This is a genomic window from Streptococcus ovis DSM 16829 (assembly GCF_000380125.1).
Taxonomy (GTDB): Bacteria; Bacillota; Bacilli; order Lactobacillales; family Streptococcaceae; genus Streptococcus; species Streptococcus ovis.
Genome location: NZ_KB904579.1, coordinates 54904 through 77378 on the forward strand (window position 1 = coordinate 54904; position 22475 = coordinate 77378).

The 22475-nt window shown below is 40.9% G+C and carries 18 protein-coding genes and 3 pseudogenes; 6 read left to right on the forward strand and 15 right to left on the reverse strand.

Annotated features, from left to right (window positions below; translation table 11 throughout):
- Positions 1 to 6: 6 nt before the first annotated feature.
- Together A3I9_RS0106710 and A3I9_RS0106715 are read right to left on the reverse strand one after the other, a co-directional pair.
- The gene (locus A3I9_RS0106710) at positions 7 to 1266 is read right to left on the reverse strand and encodes a bifunctional folylpolyglutamate synthase/dihydrofolate synthase (RefSeq protein WP_026217371.1); all 1260 of its coding nucleotides are present in this window, start codon (positions 1264 to 1266) and stop codon (positions 7 to 9) included.
- Between the two features lie 26 nt (positions 1267 to 1292).
- Complete coding sequence (locus A3I9_RS0106715; RefSeq protein WP_018378267.1) at positions 1293 to 1619, reverse strand: DUF2200 domain-containing protein; 327 nt, start codon at positions 1617 to 1619, stop codon at positions 1293 to 1295.
- Between the two features lie 149 nt (positions 1620 to 1768).
- On the opposite strand from A3I9_RS0106715, the pseudogene mnmE reads away from it, so the two are divergent.
- Both mnmE and A3I9_RS13195 read left to right on the forward strand, forming a co-directional pair.
- Positions 1769 to 3125 (forward strand): annotated as a pseudogene (mnmE, locus tag A3I9_RS12560) (tRNA uridine-5-carboxymethylaminomethyl(34) synthesis GTPase MnmE).
- Between the two features lie 104 nt (positions 3126 to 3229).
- Positions 3230 to 4520: pseudogene (locus A3I9_RS13195) on the forward strand (IS4 family transposase).
- Positions 4521 to 4683: 163 nt separating this feature from the next.
- Here A3I9_RS13195 and A3I9_RS0106735 read toward each other — a convergent pair.
- The 10 genes from A3I9_RS0106735 to trpX all read right to left on the reverse strand — a co-directional run bounded on the left by A3I9_RS0106735 (position 4684) and on the right by trpX (position 14234).
- Positions 4684 to 6600 (reverse strand): ABC-F family ATP-binding cassette domain-containing protein, encoded by a 1917-nt coding sequence (locus tag A3I9_RS0106735; protein WP_018378271.1) that lies wholly within the window; start codon positions 6598 to 6600, stop codon positions 4684 to 4686.
- A 74-nt stretch (positions 6601 to 6674) separates the two neighbouring features.
- Positions 6675 to 7100, reverse strand: coding sequence for a GNAT family N-acetyltransferase (locus tag A3I9_RS12570; protein ID WP_018378272.1), 426 nt, complete (start codon positions 7098 to 7100; stop codon positions 6675 to 6677).
- Positions 7100 to 7891 (reverse strand): alpha/beta hydrolase, encoded by a 792-nt coding sequence (locus A3I9_RS0106745; RefSeq protein WP_018378273.1) that lies wholly within the window; start codon positions 7889 to 7891, stop codon positions 7100 to 7102. Before A3I9_RS0106745 ends, A3I9_RS12570 begins: the two co-directional genes overlap by 1 nt.
- Positions 7892 to 7946: 55 nt before the next feature.
- Positions 7947 to 9608, reverse strand: a complete 1662-nt coding sequence (locus tag A3I9_RS0106750) for a ribonuclease J (protein ID WP_018378274.1) — start codon at positions 9606 to 9608, stop codon at positions 7947 to 7949.
- Between the two features lie 201 nt (positions 9609 to 9809).
- Positions 9810 to 10394: a class I SAM-dependent methyltransferase gene (locus A3I9_RS0106755; RefSeq protein ID WP_018378275.1), complete on the reverse strand. Its 585-nt coding sequence runs from the start codon at positions 10392 to 10394 to the stop codon at positions 9810 to 9812.
- 55 nt (positions 10395 to 10449) lie between these two features.
- A complete protein-coding gene (locus tag A3I9_RS0106760; RefSeq protein ID WP_018378276.1) occupies positions 10450 to 10947 on the reverse strand; it encodes a GNAT family N-acetyltransferase in 498 nt (165 codons plus the stop codon).
- Between the two features lie 14 nt (positions 10948 to 10961).
- Positions 10962 to 11471 (reverse strand): DinB family protein, encoded by a 510-nt coding sequence (locus A3I9_RS0106765; RefSeq protein WP_018378277.1) that lies wholly within the window; start codon positions 11469 to 11471, stop codon positions 10962 to 10964.
- A gap of 106 nt (positions 11472 to 11577) precedes the next feature.
- Positions 11578 to 12336 carry an ABC transporter ATP-binding protein gene (locus A3I9_RS0106770; RefSeq protein ID WP_018378278.1) on the reverse strand — a complete coding sequence of 253 codons (759 nt, stop codon included), beginning with the start codon at positions 12334 to 12336 and terminating at the stop codon, positions 11578 to 11580.
- A complete protein-coding gene (locus A3I9_RS0106775) occupies positions 12333 to 13202 on the reverse strand; it encodes an ABC transporter permease (protein WP_018378279.1) in 870 nt (289 codons plus the stop codon). Before A3I9_RS0106775 ends, A3I9_RS0106770 begins: the two co-directional genes overlap by 4 nt.
- Positions 13203 to 13232: 30 nt before the next feature.
- Positions 13233 to 14234, reverse strand: coding sequence for a tryptophan ABC transporter substrate-binding protein (trpX, locus tag A3I9_RS0106780; RefSeq protein ID WP_018378280.1), 1002 nt, complete (start codon positions 14232 to 14234; stop codon positions 13233 to 13235).
- Between the two features lie 364 nt (positions 14235 to 14598).
- Here trpX and A3I9_RS0106785 point away from each other — a divergent pair, with 364 nt between their 5' ends.
- On the forward strand, positions 14599 to 16248 hold the full coding sequence (locus tag A3I9_RS0106785; RefSeq protein WP_018378281.1) for an Rqc2 family fibronectin-binding protein: 1650 nt from the start codon (positions 14599 to 14601) through the stop codon (positions 16246 to 16248).
- 201 nt (positions 16249 to 16449) lie between these two features.
- Here A3I9_RS0106785 and A3I9_RS0106790 read toward each other — a convergent pair whose 3' ends face one another.
- Positions 16450 to 17682 carry a tetratricopeptide repeat protein gene (locus tag A3I9_RS0106790; protein WP_026217373.1) on the reverse strand — a complete coding sequence of 411 codons (1233 nt, stop codon included), beginning with the start codon at positions 17680 to 17682 and terminating at the stop codon, positions 16450 to 16452.
- Complete coding sequence (locus A3I9_RS0106795; protein WP_018378283.1) at positions 17675 to 18856, reverse strand: AI-2E family transporter; 1182 nt, start codon at positions 18854 to 18856, stop codon at positions 17675 to 17677. Before A3I9_RS0106795 ends, A3I9_RS0106790 begins: the two co-directional genes overlap by 8 nt.
- A 131-nt stretch (positions 18857 to 18987) precedes the next feature.
- Here A3I9_RS0106795 and A3I9_RS0106800 point away from each other — a divergent pair, with 131 nt between their 5' ends.
- Positions 18988 to 20004 carry a lactonase family protein gene (locus tag A3I9_RS0106800; protein WP_018378284.1) on the forward strand — a complete coding sequence of 339 codons (1017 nt, stop codon included), beginning with the start codon at positions 18988 to 18990 and terminating at the stop codon, positions 20002 to 20004.
- A gap of 54 nt (positions 20005 to 20058) precedes the next feature.
- Positions 20059 to 20253, forward strand: coding sequence for a hypothetical protein (locus A3I9_RS0106805; RefSeq protein WP_018378285.1), 195 nt, complete (start codon positions 20059 to 20061; stop codon positions 20251 to 20253).
- Between the two features lie 81 nt (positions 20254 to 20334).
- Here A3I9_RS0106805 and mgtE read toward each other — a convergent pair.
- Positions 20335 to 21670, reverse strand: a pseudogene (gene mgtE, locus A3I9_RS13835) (magnesium transporter).
- A 159-nt stretch (positions 21671 to 21829) separates the two neighbouring features.
- Here mgtE and A3I9_RS0106815 point away from each other — a divergent pair.
- Complete coding sequence (locus A3I9_RS0106815) at positions 21830 to 22471, forward strand: amino acid ABC transporter permease (RefSeq protein ID WP_018378286.1); 642 nt, start codon at positions 21830 to 21832, stop codon at positions 22469 to 22471.
- Positions 22472 to 22475: the final 4 nt, after the last annotated feature.

Below are 22475 nucleotides of genomic sequence, written 5' to 3' on the forward strand. Positions count from 1 at the left end.
TTTTCCTCAAATTTTTTCTGAATAGTGTTTTTTCATTAAATCTCTACGGACCTGCGAGATAAAGTATAAAGAGCCTGTCACCACATAAAAGATACCTGACGATGCGGGCTCAATCTGCGCCAGCCATTGCCTAAAATCACCTACTCTTGGCAGCTGCGAAGGGTAATCTGACAGAGCAAGCGCTGTCGGATAATCAAAAGTCGTTACCGTTACTTTCCCGACTTCTTGTAGCTGGTCTAACATAGCATCAATCGGTTTTCCAGCAATGGCAGCCACCAAAATAGAAATCTGCTTATCGCCATAGTGGTCTCTGAGTAAGTCACAAAGCGCTTTGACAGACTCATTATTGTGGGCTCCATCTAACATCAGATTGTCCGTTATACGTTCGGTTCGCCCGACCCAGGAACTTGTTGCCAAACCTGTCTTGATCGTTTGCGTTGTGAGTTTTGAAAAATTCTTCATTAGTAAGAAACAGGCTTTAATCGCGAGGCTGGCATTGACGATTTGATGGCGTCCAGGAAGACCTGGAACAATTCCTGACAAATGATTGCCTTCCTTATCTTTGTAATTCCCGGCCTCAAGAGAAAAATCTACACCTTCCTGATAAAGGGGAGCTCCAACAGACTGACAAACCTCTTCAAAAACAGCAGTCACATCCTGACGGTCACTGGCAAACAAAAAGGGAACAGCTGATTTGATGACTCCTGCTTTTTCACGAGCAATTGCCGCATGTGTATCGCCAAGAATCGGTTGATGATCCAAGCCGATAGACGGACAAATGCTCAACAGCGGCCTAAAAACATTGGTCGAATCTAGTCGCCCACCGAGACCCGCTTCAACTAAAACGACATCAACAGGCTCAATCTCCGCAAAATACAAGAACATCATGACCGTAATCACTTCAAACTCTGTCGCAGGTTCAAAACCTGTCGCCTTCGGCAGAGCTTCTACAATTGGATAGACCCAATCCACCAACTCCATCAAAGCAAACTGACTAATCATCTGGCCATCAACAGAGATTCTCTCCCTAAACTCAACGATGTAAGGCGATGTAAAGGAGCCGACCTTATAGCCACTAGCTGTTAAGATATGCTGGAGATTAGCCACTGTAGACCCTTTGCCATTAGTCCCTACAATATGGATGCCCTTGATTTTATCTTGAGGATTGTCCAATTGCTCCAATATCCATTCGACACGTCTGAGTCCTGGTTTGATACCAAACTTTAATTTTCCGTGGATCCAATCTAGACACTCTTCATAACTCACAGGTTTTTTCTGTTCACTGTGTCCCATCAAACCCTCCTTATCTTATCCAGATGTTTCCCTCGTGCTAGTTCATCGATTATTTTATCCAGATAGCGGATTTTTTGCATCAAGGGATCTTCGATTGCTTCAACACGTACACCACAGGTAGTTCCCTTGATCAGATCGGCCTTAGGATTAAAAGCTGGTGCCTGCTCGAAAAAATCAGCCATTGAGAGTTGTTTCTCTAATACCTTTTCTAAACTGGTTTCATCATAGCCGGTCAACCAAAAAATCAGGGCATCTACTTCTTCCTTAGACCGCCCTTTACGCTCAACCTTTTTGAGATACAAGGGATACACCCTTGCAAATGGCATCTTAAAAATCTTCATAGAGCTATTATACCATAGAGTTAAGCAAGACCCTCACTCTAAGTCAACTTCCGAGGTTACTTTTTCGGTTGAAGCGCATCCTAGTTTATTACTCCCTTTCTTGCTTCTAATCGCTTTTACGCTAAAATAGACTTATGATTACCAAAGAATTTGATACCATTACTGCTATTGCAACCCCTTTGGGAGAAGGGGTTATCGACATTGTCCGTTTATCCGGAAAGGAGGCTCTGGCCATTGCCAACCGTGTCTTCCAGGGAAAAAATTTAGAAGCGGTTGCCAGCCATACTCTCACCTATGGGTATATCATTGGCCCTCAGACTCAAAAGATCCTAGATGAATTCATGGTCTCGGTCATGTTGGCTCCTCGCACCTTTACTCGGGAAAATGTCGTGGAAATCAATACTCACGGCGGTATTGCTGTGACGAATGAAATCCTGCAACTCCTCCTTCGCCAAGGCGCACGCATGGCTGAACCAGGGGAGTTTACCAAACGTGCTTTCCTCAATGGCCGTGTTGACTTGACCCAGGCAGAGGCTGTTATGGACATTATCCGAGCTAAAACCGATAAGGCCATGAATGTCGCCATTAAACAACTGGATGGTTCCCTCAAGTCTCTCATCACCAACACACGCCAGGAAATCTTAACGAAGTCAATATTGACTACCCGAATACGACGACGTGGAAGAGATGACTACCTAACTCCTGAGGGAAAAGACGCAAGATTTTGCCAATCTCTTGTCCAACCTTTTGCGCACAGCCAAACGTAGCAAAATTCTCCGTGAGGGTCTGTCTACAGCCATTATAGGTCGTCCAAACGTTGGCAAGTCAAGCTTGCTCAATAATCTCCTCAGAGAAGATAAGGCCATTGTAACAGATATCGCAGGAACAACTAGAGATGTGATTGAAGAGTACGTCAATATCAAAGGTGTCCCTCTTAAGCTGATTGATACTGCTGGTATTCGAGAAACGGATGATATTGTGGAAAAAATCGGTGTAGAGCGCTCAAAAAAAGCACTTGAGGAAGCTGATTTAGTCCTTCTGGTCCTCAACAGTGCCGAAAAACTGACCAATCAAGACTGCTAGCTCCTAAGCATCAGCCAAGACAGCAACGGTATCATTCTCCTCAACAAAACCGACCTTCCACAAGCTATTGAAGTCCAAGAACTGCCAGAGGATTTCATCCCTATCTCAGTTCTCAAGAATCAAAATATTGACCAAATCGAAGATCGCATTAATCAGCTCTTCTTTGACAATGCAGGTTTAGTTGAGCAAGATGCAACCTATTTATCCAACAGCCGCCACATCTCCTTGATTGAAAAAGATCTCGAAGCCCTCGATGCAGTCAATACAGGTCTTGCTCTTGGCATGCCGGTCGATCTCCTTCAGGTGGATAGGACCCGGTGCTGGGAAATCCTCGGAGAAATCACTGGCGAAGCTGCACCAGATGAACTCATCACCCAACTCTTTAGCCAATTTTGCTTAGGAAAATAAGGGAGAGTTTCCTCAATGTCATTAAGTTAAATCCCCTACTACTCCAAATTATGAGTGGCAGGGGATTTTTTTCTATGTTAGACTAAAAATAAAAGGAGAAAAACATGTTTGACCAAATTAAAAGTCATTTGCTTAATAGTATTGATGACAGCGTTTCAGATGCCAACCAGTTTGTCCGTCAACCAGAAAAAGATTTCAGCCGAAACAGCCCATTGACCATGAAAACGATATTGAAATCTCTCCTTGCCTTGGGTGGCAAGAGTTTAGCTAAAGAACTGCTGGATTTGGACTTGCCCGTCTCTCAGTCTGCTTTCGTTCAACGACGTTATCAGATTAAATTCCAAGCATTTGAAAGGCTTTTTAGAGATTTTACTGCTAAAATCCCCACTGTTAACCCTATGCCAATCTTAGCTGTGGATGGCAGTGATGTCATTTTGCCTAGAAATCGCTGTGATAAGACGACCTGTATCCAAACGGGGTCACATCGTACGCCTTACAATTTGACTCATATCAATGCACTTTACGATTTAGAAAACGGTGTTTATTGTGACCTACGGATTCAAGACAAGGTCGATCATGATGAACGTGCTGCTTTCATTGACATGATGGAGAATTCTCCCTTTCGCACGAGCACTTGTCATCATGGATAGAGGCTATGAATCTTACAATGTCATGGCCCATTGCCAAGAGAAAAATTGGTTGTATGTCATTCGAATTCGGGATGGAAATGCCTCCATCAAATCAGGTTTGAACCTGCCTGACACGCCTTGTTTTGATGAACATTTCAACCTCAAACTCTGTCGGAAACAAACCCAGGAGATGAAGCAAAACTATCGAGACTTTCCCAACCAATATCACTATTTAACGCATCACTCCCCTTTTGATTTCTTGCCGAGCTCTAGTCGAAAAGCGGAACCCATCAGCTTTTATGAGCTAACATTTCGTATGGTACGACTGGAAATCCAACCTGGTTGCTATGAAACCTTAGTTACGAATACAGATGATTCCGTGGAAAAATTAAAAGACCTCTATGCCAGCAGATGGGGCATAGAGACCAGTTTTCGTGACCTTAAATACAGTGTGGGGCTGACTCATTTTCATGCCAAAAAGAAGGAAGGGATTCTCCAAGAAATCTATGCACGTTTTATCAATTTTAACTTTTGTAAATGGCTCATCTCACACGTTACCATTAAACAATCAAAGGCGAAAAAAGCTTATAAAATCAACTTTTCAGACGCTGTTTATGCCTGTCAAAAATTTCTCAGAGGTATCCTTGCTTCCTCCAAATTGAACACCTACATAGCCAAGCATTTATCCATTGTTCGACCCAATCGAACATTTCCAAGCAAGATAAAAAACCAAAGTCCAGTAAGTTTCACTTATAGAGTACCATAATTAATGAAAAATGGGGGAAAAACCTTCCTTTTGTGCGGCCAAAATGCGATAAAAAGCACAACCTATCCCAGAATATGCACCAATATACAAGTTTAGAAATAGGTTGTTTGATGAAGGATGAGGTTAACTTAATGACATTGGACATTTGTCTAGACTTCTTTTTTTATCCTTCTACTTGTTCACTTAACATTTCCCATTCTTCCATCAAGATTTCCTGCTGATGAGTGAGGGCATCCAGTTCTTTTTGCAAGTCCATCAGAATACTTGCATCGTTGGTCTGCCCCATCTCTTCATGAAGAACAGCTTCACGCGCTTCAATTGTCTCCAACTCTGCCTCAATCTGCTCAATGCGTCGAGTCAGTTTGCGAAGTTCTTTCTGGTTTTCCTTTTGTTTTTGATAATTAGAAAGGTCCTTTTCTACTGATGAAATAGATTGAGGAGTGGCTTCAGCTTCCTTCAGGCGAGCTAATTCTTCCAGCTCTGCCTTTTTGGTAATGTAATAATCATAGTCACCTAAATAAAGAGTGGAGCCTGTTTCTGAGATTTCCAGCACCTTGGTCGCGACACGGTTGATAAAATAACGGTCGTGACTGACAAAGAGCAGCGTTCCATCAAAGTCAATCAGGGCATTTTCTAGCACTTCCTTGCTATCAATATCCAAGTGGTTGGTCGGCTCATCCAAAATCAAGAAATTATTGTTTTGCATGGAGAGTTTGGCAAGGAGCAAACGAGCACGCTCACCTCCTGATAGCATAGCAACAGACTTTTTGACATCGTCTCCTGAAAAGAGAAAGGCTCCCAGACGGTTACGAATTTCTACCTCAGGTGTTGTTGAAAAATCATTCCACAGCTCATCTAAGACAGTATTGGTCGGAGTTAGATTGGACTGCGTTTGGTCATAATAACCTACCTCGACATTGGCGCCATAGGTCGCCTCCCCCTTGATAAAGGGAATTTGACCGATAATGGATTTGAGAAGAGTAGATTTACCAATCCCATTTGGCCCTACAATAGCAATGGCATCAAACTTTTTCATATCTAAGGAAACAGGCTGAGACAGGACTTGCCCATCATAGCCGATAGCTGCTTCTTCTACTGTCAACACGACATTCCCAGATACCTTGTCCGCCTGAAAGGTCATATTGGCGGATTTTTGTCCTGCCTGCGGTTTGTCTAGGCGTTCCATTTTTTCCAGTTGCTTTCGTCTAGCCTGCGCTCGTTTGGTTGTGGAAGCTCGAACGATATTACGATTAACAAAATCTTCTAACTTGGCAATTTCCTTTTGTTGCTTGTCATAATTCTTCATCTCCGTCGCCAATTTTTCCGCCTTCAAATCCATGAATTTAGAATAATTTCCGACATAACGGTCTAGCGAATGAGTTGTCAAATCAAGGGTTACCGTTGCCACCTTGTCCAAGAAATAACGGTCGTGACTGACGATAATGAGAGCCCCTTGGTAGTTAACCAAATAGTTTTCCAACCAAGCAATGGTCTCAATATCCAGATGGTTGGTCGGCTCATCCAAGACCAAAAGTTCGGGTTTTTCCAGCAACATCTTCGCTAATGCCAAACGCGTATTTTGCCCACCAGAGAGGGAAGAAATCGTCATCTGCCACATGGATTCATCAAATTTGAAACCATTTAAAATCGCTCGAATATCGCTCTCATAGGTAAAACCACCCTGCTGGCGAAACTCCTCTGACAAGCGGTCGTAGTCTGCCATCAATTTCTCTAGGTCGCTACCTGTAAGCTCTGCCATCTGCATTTCCATCGCACGCAGACGCGCTTCGTCCTTACGCAAATCATCAAAGACATGGAGCATTTCATCGTAGATGGTATTTTCCGACTCAAAACGACTATCCTGAGCTAGATAAGACAAGGTCAAATCGCGCTTGGTACTAACCTCACCAGTCGTTGCTGCCTCTTCTCCAACCAAAATTTTCAAGAGAGTAGATTTGCCAGCACCGTTGCGTCCAACAAGGGCAATCCGATCTCGCTCATCCACCTGAATATTGATATTATCAAAGAGCACTTCTCCTGAAAAAGAGCGCTCAATCTTGTTTCCGCTTAATATAATCATGATTCTATTCTATCAAAATTTTGCAAAAATGGCAGGGAAACTTCCCTGCCTAACTTACTAATAACAGATTTTCATCACGAAAGATATTTCACCATATAAATCTTTTCAACTCCCTTAAAAGGCATATCTTTCAATCGTCCAAATTCACGATAGCCAAATTTTTCATAAAAGGCCTGCGCTTGGTAAGATTCTGTTGAAATCGTGATGACATGGACGTTTTGTTCTATCGCCCATTTCTCCATCTCTTCCATCAATCGAGAGCCGATACCATCCTTTCGATGATTAAAATCTACTGCCAATTCTGCCAGATGGATGCTGTCAAAAAACTTTTTGGCAATCAATCCACCAAGGACCTTTTCATTTTCTACTGCCTGCAAAACCAGTTGATCCGAATGCTTCTCAACTTCTAATGGATGCCCCAACATGTGTTCATCATACTGGTCAAAAAAGTGCTGAATATGAGCCTTGGTATCAACCATATCTGCTTTCCGAATTTCCATTAAGACAACCTTTCCTCTTTCACATAATCAATCGGCAACATTTCTAAGAAAACTTCTAATTGCTTTTCCCAGTAGTACCATTCATGCTTGCCTGGTGCATGCGCATAGGTCAAATCAAGAGCTGCTTGCTGAAACTGCTCTACTGCGACTTGGTTGGCTTGATAGAGAAAATCCTCTTCGCCACACCAAGCGTAGAATTTAGTTTTCTTATCGTGGTCTTTCACAAGATTCGTCAGAACATGCTTAGAAGTAGTTAGTTGACTGACATCACCAAAAACACCTGTCCAATAAGGCGCTTCTACACCCGTTGCACGCGTCAAATCCTGCTCATCCATTCCAATGCCAATGGCACCTGAAAATGACCCTGCCCAACTGTATTGATTGGTGGACAGGGCAATTTTAAAGGCGCCATAACCACCCATAGAAAGACCTGCAATAAAGGTTTTTTCACGTTTTTTGGTCATATTAGGAAAGAAGCGTTGCATAATCGCAGGTAGTTCTTTTGCGATTGCGTCGTAGTAATCAAGTCCATAAGTCGTATTGGTGTACCAGCCCAAATCAGTTGTTGGCATTACGACAATTAAGTTGGTATGACGTAAAAGACGCTCGATAGCTGTTCGTTTACGCCACGAATCTTCATTGCCACCCATTCCGTGCAAGAGATACAACACGGGGATATCCGTTGACACAGCTTCTTCTGCTGTCACCTCAGCTGCATCTGGATAGAGGACAGATACACGACGCACCATATCCAGCACCGCTGATTGATATTCAATTTCAAATGTAGCCATATTTCCCACTCCTTCCTTTCAAGAAAAACAGCCACAAGGGCTGTTTTATAGATAATTAACGGACTTCCATAATCACTGGCAATACTGCCGGACGGCGTTTGGTTTGTTCGTAAAGATACTTAGACAGATCATCACGGACAGCACCCTTCAATTCACCCCAGTCAAAGGTATCTTTTGTGAAGTAATTTTCGACAGTGTTATTGACCAATTCACTTGATTCACGCAGGATATCTTTACTTTTCTTGACATAAACAAATCCACGTGTGTGTACTTTTGCCTTAGAAATAATCTTCTTTTCCTTACGATTGACAGTAATGGCAACTATGAAGATACCATCTTCAGACAAGATTTTACGGTCACGAAGGACAATGTTGCCCACATCCCCCATCGCATTTCCGTCAATCATGACATCCCCAGCAGGCACCGATCCATTGTGGACAAACTCGCCCTGTTCATAACTCATGACATCGCCACGTTTGATAATGAAGATATTTTCAGGGAACATCCCTATTTCAAGCGCTGCATTTGCATGAGCATCTAGCTGACGGTATTCTCCTTGAATCGGGAAGAGAAATTTGGGATGTAGGATGTTGAGCATGAGCTGCAAATCACGCGCATTTCCATGACCTGATACCCGTAAGTTTTTCGTAATGGATTTGACGATTCCACCTGCTTGATATACCATATTTTCAACTTTGGCAACAACTGCTTCTTTCGAAACCGTTGGGGTTGTCACGATATAGACCAAATCGCCATCTTTAATTTCGACATAGCGATGACGGCCGATAGACATCTTACGGAGACCATTGAGGGGTTCGCCCATCCTTCCTGTTTCCAAAATGATGAGTTCATGATCCTCAAATTTGTGCATTTCTTTTGGCTTGATAAGCAGTCGCTCACTTGCTAAACGAAGCTTCTTCAGTTGAATAGCTGTACGGACAATATTTTCCACATCGTGTCCTGTCAATACTACACGACGGCCTGTTGCTTCTGCTGCATCAAAAATCTGCTGGATACGGACAATATTACTTGCAACTGCTGCCACAATCACCCGACCATCCCAGTCTGCAATAGTGTTGAGGATTTCTTCAGACTCTTCATGCATACTGGCGACCTGCACATGGCTATCCGCATTTGCAGAATCAGACAAGAGCGCCAGAACACCCTCACGACCAATTTCTGTTAAACGGGCAAAATCTGTCTTATAGTACGGAGCAGCTGCTTGGTCAAATTTGAAATCACCAGTGTAGACAATATTTCCCTCATCCGTCTTGATGACAATTCCTAAACTTTCTGGAATTGAGTGAGTTGTCTTGAAGAAAGAAATAACAGAGTCACCAAAATCAATTTCTGATTTGGCATTAATCACATGAAAATCATTGAATTTTTTAGTAGCCGTATAGTTTTTCACGACCAATTTCGCCAACTCAATGGTCAAATGTGAGCCAAATACAGGGACTTCTACCTTCTCCAAAAGATATGGTAGGGCCCCTATTGCATCTGCGTGTCCATGACTCAAGAAAACACCGGCTACACGATGTTTGTTCTCTTCTAGGTAGTCAAAGTTTGGCACAATGACGTCAACACCTAACTGTTCATTTTCAGGATATTTCAGTCCTGCATCCAAGACAAAAATACTGTCTTTCACTTCGGCGATGTAGAGATTTTTCCCATTCTCACGGACACCACCCAAAGCAATAATATTGATATCGCTCATTTTATTCCTCTTTTATGATTTATTTTCATACAAACGGTCCTTGTGTCCTAGTTTTTCATAGGTTGACAAGTCGAATTACTGCGTTGCAGATACCTGCATATCATTTATATTATACACTGTTTTCATGTTTTTTTCAAAAGGAAACGCTGATAGAATCTAGCAAAAAAAGAGATTTGAGACTCCAAACCTCTTTTGGCTTCATTAATGATCAACAGATTTTACTGCACGTAATAAGAACAGTTGCGCATACTGATTTCTAAACAAATGATCATCCTCATAAATGATGTTAGATTCAATATCTGTAAAGCCAAGTGCGGCAATTTGTTTCTCCAATACCTCTACATCAAATCCATGGTGATGCTGATCTGCTAAGGATTCATTTTTTATAAAATCTACGATAATCAGTTGCCCTTCTGAGTTTAACGCTGTTTTCATTTTTAACAAAGTGGGCTTCAAATCATGAATATGGTGCAATACTTGACAACTAAAAATAATGTCAGGCCCAGCAGGTAAATTGTTTTCATCCCCATGTATCAAACGGACATTTTCCAATTCTTGTGCCAATATCTTCTTCTCTGCCTGAGCCAACATTCCTTGAGATTGGTCTAAAATAAGAATTTCTTGAAATTGATTCGCCAAAGGAATCGTAATTAAACCTGTCCCCCCACCAAAGTCTACCAATTTCGTATTTGTTTCTTGTACATAGCGGAGCAATTCTTTCCGAATGGTCTGTGCAACGACTTCTTTTTCTTCTGTATCATAGGTTGCTGCTTTTTGATCAAACATAATGTTCTCCTTTCTTTTTTCTATTGTAGCATAGAGAAAAAGAAAAGGGTGATTTTTACTTCCTTTTCCTGATTTCAAAAGGAAAACCCGCTATTACTTCCTCACTTACAGCCTCAAAAGCTGCTTCATCAAAATCTTTCCGAATCGTCAGCGTATTGAAACAGTTAAAACCTAGCTTTTCATATAATTTTAAGGCTTTCAAATTCCGAGCAGCCACTTCAATGTATAGCGATTCTGAATACTGTTGCACCCTCTCTTCTATCAGAGCAATCACCTGACTTCCTATTCCTTGATTCTGAAACGGAGGAAGAATGAATAAGTCTTCCAGCCAATCGATATTTTGACCTCGACTTCCCAAATGAGCAAATCCGATGTAGTCTCCAGCAAACCTCACTAGCCATAACTCATGACCTGTCTTTGTCCAATTTTGGTAGTCCAGTAGAGCCTCGTCATCCGTCAGCAACACATCATTATGTTCTTTCCAAAAAGTCTGTATCAGCTGATAAGCGATATCTTGTTTCTCAATAGATGCCTCAACTAATTCTACCTTCACAAACTCATTCCCCCTTACTTCCCGATCACCAAGCGCCGTGTATAGACAGCCTGTCCTGAATGCATGACAACATCATCAACAGTTGAAACCAGGCGAACTGCTCTTGTAACAGCCGGTGTCCAGCTCCGATCAACAATATCTGTTAAACGTTCTTCGTCTAAATTTGCAAAATATTCCTTCGTTCTGTCCATGCTGGTCTGCAAGTAATCAATCAACACTTGCTTGTCTTCTACCACCACTTTGGCAGCTTCTTCAGGGGTATGGCGCCAATCCTCCGTATCATCTGGCAAGTCCAGATTGAACCGCTCCTTAAAACCTGCTGTTTCATACAGCTGAGGCAGACCAGCAAGAGGAGAAATCTGATAATCCAAGACACGGCTACTATGCCAAATCAACCAAGTCACCGACTTTATCAACGGATTTGGCATCGTGTTGGCTTCTGCCACCGTCATCTGCTCCAAGGTTTCCAAAAAACGCTCCTGGCCTCGCTCCAAAGTATCCATCAACAATTCTAATTTTGACATATTGTGTCTCCTTTCGATAGTTCTAGCCTAAGTATAACACTTTTGTAAAAGGAAAGTAGATTTTTATACATTTATAAAAAAATGGTCCAGTGGACCAATTTTTTCTTCAATCAAAAAACTGATAATAATCCGCTAATTGCATATTGGCTTTTTCGGCTCTATTCAAGTCACGGACAACTTTGCCGTCCTTCATAACAATGAGACGATTTCCATATTTGAGAGCATCCTCCATGTGATGCGTAATCATGAGAGCGGTCAATTTATCTTCTCGGATAAAACCATCAGTCAATTCCATCAGGGCAACACTGGTCTTCGGATCCAGTGCAGCGGTATGCTCATCCAACAAGAGCAATTCTGGTCGCTTCAACGTCGCCATCAACAAACTCAAAGCCTGTCTTTGCCCACCCGATAAGAGACCCGTTGGCGTGTCCAAATGTTTTTCTAGTCCATTTCCTGTCTTAGTGATAAGATGGGAAAATTCCTCCTCAAAAGCCTGGATATTACGAGGAACAAAGCCTCTCTTTTCCCCGCGATACTTAGCAATCAAGAGGTTTTCTGCCACCGTCATCCGAGGAGCTGTCCCCATTTTCGGATCTTGAAAGACACGAGCAAGATAATTGGCTCTCTTTTCAGCAGGCAAGTTGGTCACATCTTCTCCAAGGATAGAAATGCTGCCGCTGGTTAACATCAAGGTCCCTGCAATGATATTAAAGAGGGTTGATTTACCAGCACCATTTCCTCCGAGAATCGTCAGAAAATCATGTTCGTAAATAGTCAAATTCACATCGTCTAAAATGGTCTTCACCTCGTCAAAACCATTATTGACCTGCACCGTCGCATGGGTTAATTCTACAATTTTTTTCATCGTGACAAATTCACTCCCTTGAAGAATTTCTGTCTCAAAACAGGCACCATCAAGCAAATAGCCAAGACTACGGCACTAAAGAGTTTCAAATAATTCGTATTAAAACCAAGAGCAATGACCGCTGTAATCAGGAATTGATAGAAGATAGAGCCCACGACAATGGCAATCATTCGCTCGAGCAAGGTCAATCCTGTTGAATATAGAACTTCCCCGATGATAATACTGGCAAGTCCGATAACGATGACACCAATCCCTTTGGACACGTCCGCATAACCATCTTGTTGGCTAACCAGAGCGCCTGCGAGGGCAATCAAACCATTTGAAACAACCAAGCCCATGACCTCCATACGGTCGGTATGAATCCCAAAACTCTTGGCCATCTCCCGGTTATCCCCTGTTGCAATATAGGCTTGTCCCAAACGTGTGTAAAGGAAATAAATTACTCCTCCAATCACTATCACGACTGCCATCAAGCCCAATAAAAGCAAATTCACATCTGCCCTAAAAGGTAGCAAGTCTGGCAAAGTCTGACTGTCTAGCAAACCAAGATTGGCCCGCCCCATAATCATCAACATGATGGAATTACAAGAAGTCATGACTAAAATTCCTGCTAGAATGGTTGGAATCCTCCCTTTCGTATACAGCAAACCAGTCAATAGCCCTGCTACACAGCCTGCCAGAGCTCCCAATAAGGTTGCCACTAGTGGATGAAGGCCACTGTTCATCAAAGTAACTGCCACCGCTCCTCCTAATGGAAAGGAACCTTCTGTTGTCATATCAGGAAAATTCAGGATGCGGAAGGTCAGGTAAATCCCCAAGCCTAATATCCCCCATAAAAGTCCCTGTGATACCGATGAAATAATCATATATTTCTCCTATCTCTCCTAACCCCAGCCTTAGTCTGCTTCAACAGCGATATCCGCTTCTTCCAAAACACTGGTGGGAATCGTAATCCCCAATTCTTTTGCCACCTTCAAGTTTACTGTTGGAACACCTGTATCTACAACCGTAACAGGCACATCTGCTACCTTCTTACCTGCAAGGAGTTTCACTGCTACCTTGGCCGTCTCTGTTCCTAAACCATACTGACTCTGTGCCACTGATGCGATACTTCCTTCTTTGACCATGGTGTCCACACTAGAATATACTGGAATTTTTGCAGCACTAGCCTCATTTATAACCGTCGTAAAGGCACTGGCAATGGTATTATCTTGTGGTACAAAAATGGCATCTACTTTGCCAGCCATCACATTCATGGTAGTTTTAATTTCGTTAGTGGATGGAACGGCATATTCAACAACCGTTAATCCTGACTCCTCAGCATACTCTGTAAATTCTTTGACCTGTGAAACGGAATTGTCCTCATTACTTGCATAAAGTACACCAATTGTTTTGGCATTCGGTGTGATTTCTGTGATAAGGTCTACCGTTTGCTTCAAAGGAACTTTATTAGACAATCCAGTCACGTTCCCTTCAGGATGGTCCATGTCCTTTACCAATTTGGCCCCGATTGGATCTGAGATTGCCCCCATGACAACTGGAATGTCAGTTGTAGCGGATGCCAATCCTTGAGCCGCTGGCGTCGCAATACCAATCACGATGTCATTTCCATCATTGACCAATTTTTTACTCATGGTTTGAATTTTACTTTGGTCTCCTTCCGCATTGAGGACTGTCAATTCAACTGTTTCTCCATCATATCCAGCTTCTGCCAGACCATCCTCAATGCCCTTTTCAATCTGGTCAAGGGCGTCATGGGTTACGAATTGTAATATACCGATTTTTACGTCCTTATCTTCGTTTGATGTTTTTTTGGCTGGAATATAGTCAATAGCCAATGCTCCCACTACTAAAACAGCTAAAACTATCAATGTTCCAATTAACGATTTGTTTTTCATATTTCTGCTCCTTGTTCTTGTTCCGATGTTCTATTTCCAAATTCCAACGAGCCAACTAAAAAAGAAAAAGCGCCTAGTAAGAAAAACTTACCATGCGCCCTATTTGATAGATGATACCTAGCGCATAGATACTTTTTTAGAAGTGCTCTAAAAAGTTGTATCTATGCACACACATAAATACAACTTATCTACGCCAGCTTTGCCATGTTGTAATGAATTGTGTATGCATCATCATTTCCTCCTGTGTTTTTTATCATTATACCTTATATTCAAAAAAATGCAAGTAATTTTTGAAATTTTCTAAAATTTTTTTATCTGAAAAAGTTATGATATAATATCATTCAGAATAGAAACGAGGTGTCCCATGTCTTTTGATGGCTTTTTTTTACACCATATGACGGCCGAACTCCAGCAAGAATTAGAAGGAGGCCGCATCCAAAAAATTAACCAACCTTTTGAACAAGAATTAGTGCTCGCAATCCGTAGCAACCGAAAGAATCACAAGCTACTCCTATCTGCCCATTCCGTTTTTGGGCGTGTGCAACTGACAGAGACCGAATTTGCCAATCCCAAAACTCCGAATACCTTTACCATGATCCTTCGGAAATATCTCCAAGGGGCTGTGATTGAACGAATTGAACAAATGGAGAACGACAGAATTTTAGAAATTTCTGTGTCCAATAAAGATGAAATTGGAGACGCTATTCAGGCAACTCTTATCGTTGAAATCATGGGTAAACACAGTAATATCATTCTGGTTGATAAGAGAGAGAATAAAATCATTGAAGCTATCAAGCACGTTGGATTTTCACAAAACTCCTATCGGACCATTCTCCCTGGCTCAGCTTACATTGCTCCTCCAGCTTCTGAAGGGAAAAATCCTTTTGCCATTAGTGATGAAAAATTATTTGAAATTTTGAGTACGCAGGAGTTAAGCCCCAAACATCTCCAACATTTATTTCAGGGGATAGGTCGAGATACTGCAACAGAATTGAGCCAGCGACTGACAAACGACAAGTTAAAAAACTTCCGTTCCTTCTTCCAACAAAAAATGCAGCCCTGTTTGACAGAAAAATCTTACAGTGCTGTTCCCTTCAAGGATAGTCAGCAGGAATTTCCCTCTCTTTCCGCGTTACTAGACGCCTATTATCAAAATAAAGCAGAACGAGATCGTGTTGCTCAACAAGCAAACGAACTCATCAAACGGGTCGCTAGCGAGTTGGAAAAAAATCGTAAGAAACTCATCAAGCAAGAGGAAGAATTACGCGCCACTGAAAATGCAGAGGAATTTCGCCAAAAAGGGGAGTTACTGACTACCTATCTCCATCAGGTTCCAAATGACCAATCCAGTGTGACCTTAGACAACTACTATACAAATCAGCCGATAAAGATTGCTCTCAACGTCGCTCTCACACCTAGTCAAAATGCCCAACGGTATTTCAAGAAATACCAGAAATTAAAAGAGGCTGTCAAACACCTGACAAATCTCATAGAAGAAACAAAAGCGACCATTCTCTATCTCGAAAGTGTAGAAACCTTGCTCAATCAGGCTAGCCTATCAGAAATTGATGAGATTCGTGAAGAGCTTATTGAGACAGGTTATCTTAAACGTCGACATCGTGAAAAAATTGCAAAACGGCAAAAACCTGAGCGTTACTTGGCTAGTGATGGAAAGACCATTATTCTGGTCGGGAAAAATAACCTTCAAAACGATGAATTAACTTTCAAGATGGCAAAAAAAAGGGAACTCTGGTTCCACGCTAAAGACATTCCTGGAAGCCATGTCATTATCACTGACAATCTAGATCCAACTGATGAAGTCAAAACGGATGCGGCTGAACTCGCTGCCTATTTTTCCAAAGCTCGTCATTCTAATTTAGTGCAAGTGGATATGATTGAAGCCAAAAAACTCCATAAACCAACAGGTGGTAAACCTGGATTTGTAACCTACCGTGGCCAGAAAACGCTCCGCGTCACCCCAACTGAAGAAAAAATAGCCTCTATGAAACTCTAATAAAATGAAACTTGGATAAGGTCTAGACTAAAATAAAAAAAACGAACAAAGATTGTTCTCTGATATTCAGAATACAGTCTTGTTCGTTTTTTATTGGTTTTATCCATTTGAACGAATAGAGTATGTCAAAAATTGAAAGCTTGTTCTCGCAAACTCTTTTAATCAATAAACATCATCCATTTGCTCAAAGATGCGTACGCCCTAGTCTTCTTGATTGTAAAAATCTTGCATCGCCACATCATCTGGTACGAGTTTTAAATAACGCGCTGCCACATGACGAGCTTCATGAAAAGCACCATCTTGTCTCAGAATCTGGACATAATCAGCTAAAAACTCTGGATTTTCAGACAAATCAGCCATCAAGCTATCAAAATATTCCAGCGCTTTTTCATCATTTTCTAATGCCTGATAAGCTTTTGCAATATTCCAGCGAGCCAATACGTTGTCCAAATCTTCGTTTTCTAAGTCTACTACATCCTCAAAACGTTCTTGTTCAAGATAGAGAGTTGTCAGCCGTAAAATGACCTCATTGGTGTCTTCTGCGCTTTCTTTGGCCTTCAACAAATATTCTTCCGATAATGTAGCATTATGCTCCTCATAGGCATACTGAGAAGCCAAGAGTAGAAGAGCTTGGTCAAATTCATTTTTTGATAATCCTTTTTGAACCATCGCCAGTGCTTCTGCCACTTTGTGCTCCGCATGCAAAGACTGAGCATAAGCAAATTCATAGCCTTCAAAATCAGGATTGATAGTGTCCAATTGTTTGTAATAAAGATTAGCCCGTTGATATTCTTCTTGATCATATAAAAGGGTTGCTAATTCGTAAACCGTCTGATCCTCATATTCCAATTCGACTGCTTTTTCAAGGAATTCGATGGCTGCTTCAAACTTCCCAAGACTAGCATAGGCAATACCAATACGTTGGTAGGTAGACACCCCCGTCATATCATAGATTACCCGATTATCTAACTGCGCATATTCTTGAACGGCTTCTTGGAAATTTCCCAATTCCATATCTAACTCTGCAAGACCAAACGTTAAAATCGGTTCATCTGACAAATTTGTTGCTTCGAGTAATTTTTCACGCGCAACATCTGCTAACCCTTCAGATTGATAAAGGTCTGCTTTCACCACCAATGCTTCTAAATAATAGGGACTTTCTTCATCAATCTGATCAAGGTAAGCAAAAGCCTCCTCGATATTTCCATCTTCGTTGGCAATATTTGCCAGATTCAAGGATACTTCTGGAAATTCACTGACCAATTGTTCATAGGCTTCCTTGGCTTGAGGGTAAAACCCAATCGATTCCAGATAGGTTGCTAAATCTAACAAGGTTGCTGCATCATCTTGCAACAAGGCTTTTTTAAAATATTTATTAGCACGTATTAAATCTTGTTGATCCAAAGAAACCAACATTTTTTCACTATTATTCACTGACAACCTCAACTTCTTTCTTTTCTTTAGGCAATACATCTTCGTATAACCCACTGTACTCTTTGTACCAATCAAAAACAGCTTTAAAAACGACTTTGATAGAGGCATAGATTGGAATGCCAAGCAAGACACCAAGTACACCATACATCTGACCAGAAGTCAACAACACTACTAAAATCGTGATTGGATGGATACTTAACGAACTACCAATGATGAGTGGCGTCACAAAACGTCCCTCAATGGTTTGCTCTACCATAAAGGCAATTAAGACTTTTACCAGCATGAATGGTCCAGCTACCAATCCCAGCAACACAGCCGGAATCATCGCAAGAAAGGAACCTAGGTAAGGAATCAAATTCAAGAAACCTGCTAATACCCCCAGAGTAATTGGGTAACTTAATCCAATAATCGAAAACAAAATTGAAAACATGGCAGCCACAATCATGGCAACTGTTACCTGCCCCCTCACATAATTGGAGAGCTGACTATTCACATTTGTTAAGACGGTGCCGATTGGACTCCGCCACGATGTTGGCAGATACTTGGTAATGTGACCTTTTAGGGCGTGACCATCTCGTAACAGATAAAAGAGAATAAAGGGCATAATCAAAATTGCTACGATAATTTGTGATGCCGTAGAAATCAAATTCCCAGCCCAATCAACTGCACTTGAAGAAACTTTTTGTGCATAGCCAATTACTTGATCATTCAGCTGATCCATAACGTCAATTACAGTTGGTCGAAATTGAGCAAAGCGATCATCTTGCAATAAATCGGTCACCCTCTCCTCAATTTCTTGAATATAATTGGGGACATTTTTGGCAAACGCTACAATCTGTTCCTGAATATTTGGGATTGCTACACCAAGTCCCCATACTAACAGAATCACAATAAATACAAAAACAATCGAAATAGCCACGGTCCGAGACATCTTCAATTTTTCTAACCAATCCACAACAGGATTCAATAGATAGTAAAGCAATCCTGTCAAAATCATTGGTAATAGCAAAATATCAATAAAACTACCGATAGGCTTGAGTAAAAAACTAACCTTGGTAAACAAGAAAAGATTAATCAGCACCAACAGGCTTACCAATAAAAAAGTTACCCCTTGGTTGTTCATAAACCACTTATAAAACCAAGAAGTAAAAAATTTCTGCTTCTTCTCCCTCATAGGAAACCTCTTTCAATGTTTTCTTATATTATTGTACCATTTTCTCTCAGGAATGATGCAAATTTTACAAGATAGACCTGCACTAATTTATGGTATAATGAATAAAATAAATACAAATGAGGAAGTTGAAGATGGAGATCTATTTTGGAACCTATACCCGGCGTACATCCAAGGGAATTTACAAGGCATCGTTTGATGAAACTACTGGAAAACTCAGCAATTTGAAGTTGGTAGCAGAAGAAGCGAATCCAACTTATCTAGCCTTTGCGGGAGATGGCAACTTGTATACAGTCGGTGCTGTGGGAGATGAAGGTGGAATTGCTTCGTTTTCCCCAGATTATCACCTGATAAATCATGTCCTTGAAGAAGGTGCACCACTGTGCTATGTATCAGTAGACAACGAACGCCAACTCGTCTATGGAGCAAATTATCATAAAGGACAAATTTTATCCTACAAACGTCAGCCAGATGGTGGTCTCGAATTGGCTGATGTCATTCAACATCATGGCTCTGGACCACACCCGAACCAACAAGGCCCACACGCTCATTTCTCTGACTTGACTCCAGATAAATACCTTGTAACATGTGATTTAGGTTGTGATCAGGTTCTCACCTATAGAGTTTCCGATGACGGAAAATTATCCTTACTGGACTCGTACCAAAGTGCAGCTGGTGCAGGTCCTCGTCATCTTGTATTTCACCCCAGTGCTAAAATCGCTTATTTGATTTGCGAGTTAAATGCAACGATTGAAGTCCTCATTTATGATGGCTTAGGCCAGTTTGAGCGGATGCAGACGATTGCAACTCTACCTTCTGATTATACTGATTTTAATGCTACTGCTGCTATCCGTATTTCCGCAGACGGAAAATTCGTCTATGCTTCCAATCGCGGCCATGATTCAATTGCTGTATATAAAACTCTCGCAGACGCTAGTTTGGAACTAGTTGAAATCGTCCCAACGAATGGAAAAACACCGCGTGATTTCACCCTTTCACCAAGTAACAGTCACTTGATTGTTGCCCATCAAGATTCCGACGGTGTTACAGTCTTCGCACGGAATGCCGAAACAGGAAAATTAACAGAAATCAGCCATGATTTCCAAGTTCCAGAGGCTGTTTGCACAAGCTTCAAGCCAATCTCTTTCTAAAAATACCATTTTATGGTTTAATAAAGATAGAAAAGAAAAAAGAGGTAATCTAACATGAACCCAACAGAATTATTAAACAAAATTCAAGAATTAATTGAGAAAAAAGATTTCTCAGCAGCACAGGATTTTCTAAATGAAAACAAAGACCAACTTGGCGAATATTTTGAACAAGCTAAAACCTTGCTTGAAGGTGCAAATGGTCTAGATGGTGTACTAGATAAAGTAAAAGGATTATTTGGTGGCAAATAATCGAATATTTGATTTCAAAAAGCTGGAAGATTCCAGCTTTTTTTATATTCCGACAATCGCTTTTTTAAAGCTACTAATGTTTCATAACAATAAGGGTAAAAAGATCCGAGCCAATCCCAAAAATGCCAAATAACCCAAGACATCTGTGGCCGTTGTAATAAAAATGGTTGAAGCCAAAGCTGGGTCCTGTTTCAAAGCCTTGAGTATTAGGGGAACAAAATACCCAAATATAGCTCCGAAAACTAGATTGACCATCATCGCTAACACGACAATCAAGGACAAATAGATTTTTTTGATAGAAGAAAAACATCACCAAGGCTGCTACCAGACCTGTGAAAAAACCATTTACTAAAGCCAGACAGATCTCATTCATGACCAGACTCTTATCCTCTTTTAAATCTAGCTTCCCAAGCGTTATCCCTTGTATAACTAATGCTAAGGTCTGTGAAGCAGAATTCCCTCCCATACCGGTTATAATCGGACTAATGGCTGCCAAGGCAACCACCTGTGCAATCACATCATCAAAGAAAGCTACCGTAGCTGAAGCCAAGAAGACCGTCAGCTAATTAATGAGAAGCCAAGGAAGACGTTTTTTCAAAGAATCAAGAAAAGGATCGCCGATTTCTTCTGATTCCTGTACCCCACCCATTCTTAACATATCCTCTTGATACTCTTCTTGCAGTACGTCAATAATATCATCAATCGTAATAATCCCTAAAATCACCTTGCGATGATTGACTACTGGGACCACTGATAAATCATATTTAGCCGTGAGTCTTGCAACTTCTTCTTGATCGACTTCTGTCGTCACCGTTATTAAGTGAGAATTCATCAATTCATTGAGCTCCATCTCAGCCTCATGAATAAATAAATCACGTATATTAATCCATCCAATGACTGTATTTTCTTGATTAGTGATAAATAATATATCAATCACCTCAGTATTTGGAGAAATTTTTCGCAGTTCTTCCAGAGTTTGGCCAACAGTTAATTGCGCTTTAAAGGTGATAAACTCAGTCGTCATAAGACCACCAGCTGTATGAGCATCATAGGCAAGAATTTTTTGCACCTCTTCACGCTCACTGTTACGCATTAGATTCAAGTACTGCTTGCGTACATCGACATGCAGCGTCTCCAAAATATCCACAACATCATCATTTGGCATGAAATAAAACAAATCAATAGCTCTGTGAAAAGTGATGATTTGCATCATTTTTCGTTGTAATTTTGGTCCAGCTTCGCGTAAAATTTCACTGAGTTGTTGATTATTGGCCAATGCAATAAAGTCTTTTAATACTTCTTCATCATCTAACTCCTCCAATATCAATGCTACATCAACTGGATATTGTTCTTCTAAGAATTGTTTCAGCAGACCATTGTCAGAATTCTGAATAATTTGCTTTAATTTCTTCTCCATAAAATCATCCGTTCCACCCACTACTAGTATACCATATCTACTATCGAACACTTTACATTCATAAAAATTCATTTAAGCGTATTTTTGGGTAAAAATGGACGACATTCTTCTCTTTTTTTGGTATAATGACTTATCTTATTTAAAAGGAGGCAGTCTCTTTTGCAGTATATCCTTGAAATTTTGCCCAGTCTATTAAATGGTAGCCTCGTCACACTGCAAGTTTTTTGTATCGTATTAGTACTTTCTATTCCTCTAGGAATTTTGCTCGCATTTTTAATGCAGATTCACTTTAAACCACTCCATTGGCTATTAAATGTCTATATTTGGGTAATGCGTGGAACACCTTTGCTATTGCAATTGATTTTCTTTTACTATGTTCTACCAAATATTGGAATTGTCATTGACCGTATGCCTGCTGCCATTCTTGCATTTGTCCTAAACTATGCAGCCTATTTCGCAGAAATATTCAGAGGTGGCATTGAATCCATTCCAAAAGGACAATATGAAGCAGCAAAAGTTCTGAAGTTCAATCAAACACAAACTATTTACTACATTATTCTACCTCAAGTAGTGAAAATTGTATTACCAAGTGTGTTTAATGAAATCATTAACTTAGTGAAAGATTCCTCACTAGTTTACGTCTTAGGCGTTGGTGATCTCCTACTTGCAAGTAAAACTGCCGCAAATCGCGATGCTACGCTAGTACCTATGTTTATTGCTGGAGCTATTTATCTTGTCTTGATAGGCGGGGTAACCATTCTCTCCAAACAGATTGAAAAACGTTTTAATTACTACAAATAAGAGG

Excerpts from the sequence above, each read along its gene's own strand:
- A3I9_RS0106715 (WP_018378267.1), bottom strand. The coding sequence starts at position 1,619 with ATGCCATTTGCAAGGGTGTATCCCTTGTATCTCAAAAAGGTTGAGCGT.
- A3I9_RS0106735 (WP_018378271.1), bottom strand. The coding sequence starts at position 6,600 with ATGATTATATTAAGCGGAAACAAGATTGAGCGCTCTTTTTCAGGAGAA.
- A3I9_RS12570 (WP_018378272.1), bottom strand. The coding sequence starts at position 7,100 with ATGGAAATTCGGAAAGCAGATATGGTTGATACCAAGGCTCATATTCAG.
- A3I9_RS0106745 (WP_018378273.1), bottom strand. The coding sequence starts at position 7,891 with ATGGCTACATTTGAAATTGAATATCAATCAGCGGTGCTGGATATGGTG.
- A3I9_RS0106750 (WP_018378274.1), bottom strand. The coding sequence starts at position 9,608 with ATGAGCGATATCAATATTATTGCTTTGGGTGGTGTCCGTGAGAATGGG.
- A3I9_RS0106755 (WP_018378275.1), bottom strand. The coding sequence starts at position 10,394 with ATGTTTGATCAAAAAGCAGCAACCTATGATACAGAAGAAAAAGAAGTC.
- A3I9_RS0106765 (WP_018378277.1), bottom strand. The coding sequence starts at position 11,471 with ATGTCAAAATTAGAATTGTTGATGGATACTTTGGAGCGAGGCCAGGAG.
- A3I9_RS0106770 (WP_018378278.1), bottom strand. The coding sequence starts at position 12,336 with ATGAAAAAAATTGTAGAATTAACCCATGCGACGGTGCAGGTCAATAAT.
- A3I9_RS0106775 (WP_018378279.1), bottom strand. The coding sequence starts at position 13,202 with ATGATTATTTCATCGGTATCACAGGGACTTTTATGGGGGATATTAGGC.
- trpX (WP_018378280.1), bottom strand. The coding sequence starts at position 14,234 with ATGAAAAACAAATCGTTAATTGGAACATTGATAGTTTTAGCTGTTTTA.
- A3I9_RS0106785 (WP_018378281.1), top strand. The coding sequence starts at position 14,599 with ATGTCTTTTGATGGCTTTTTTTTACACCATATGACGGCCGAACTCCAG.
- A3I9_RS0106795 (WP_018378283.1), bottom strand. The coding sequence starts at position 18,856 with ATGAGGGAGAAGAAGCAGAAATTTTTTACTTCTTGGTTTTATAAGTGG.
- A3I9_RS0106800 (WP_018378284.1), top strand. The coding sequence starts at position 18,988 with ATGGAGATCTATTTTGGAACCTATACCCGGCGTACATCCAAGGGAATT.
- A3I9_RS0106805 (WP_018378285.1), top strand. The coding sequence starts at position 20,059 with ATGAACCCAACAGAATTATTAAACAAAATTCAAGAATTAATTGAGAAA.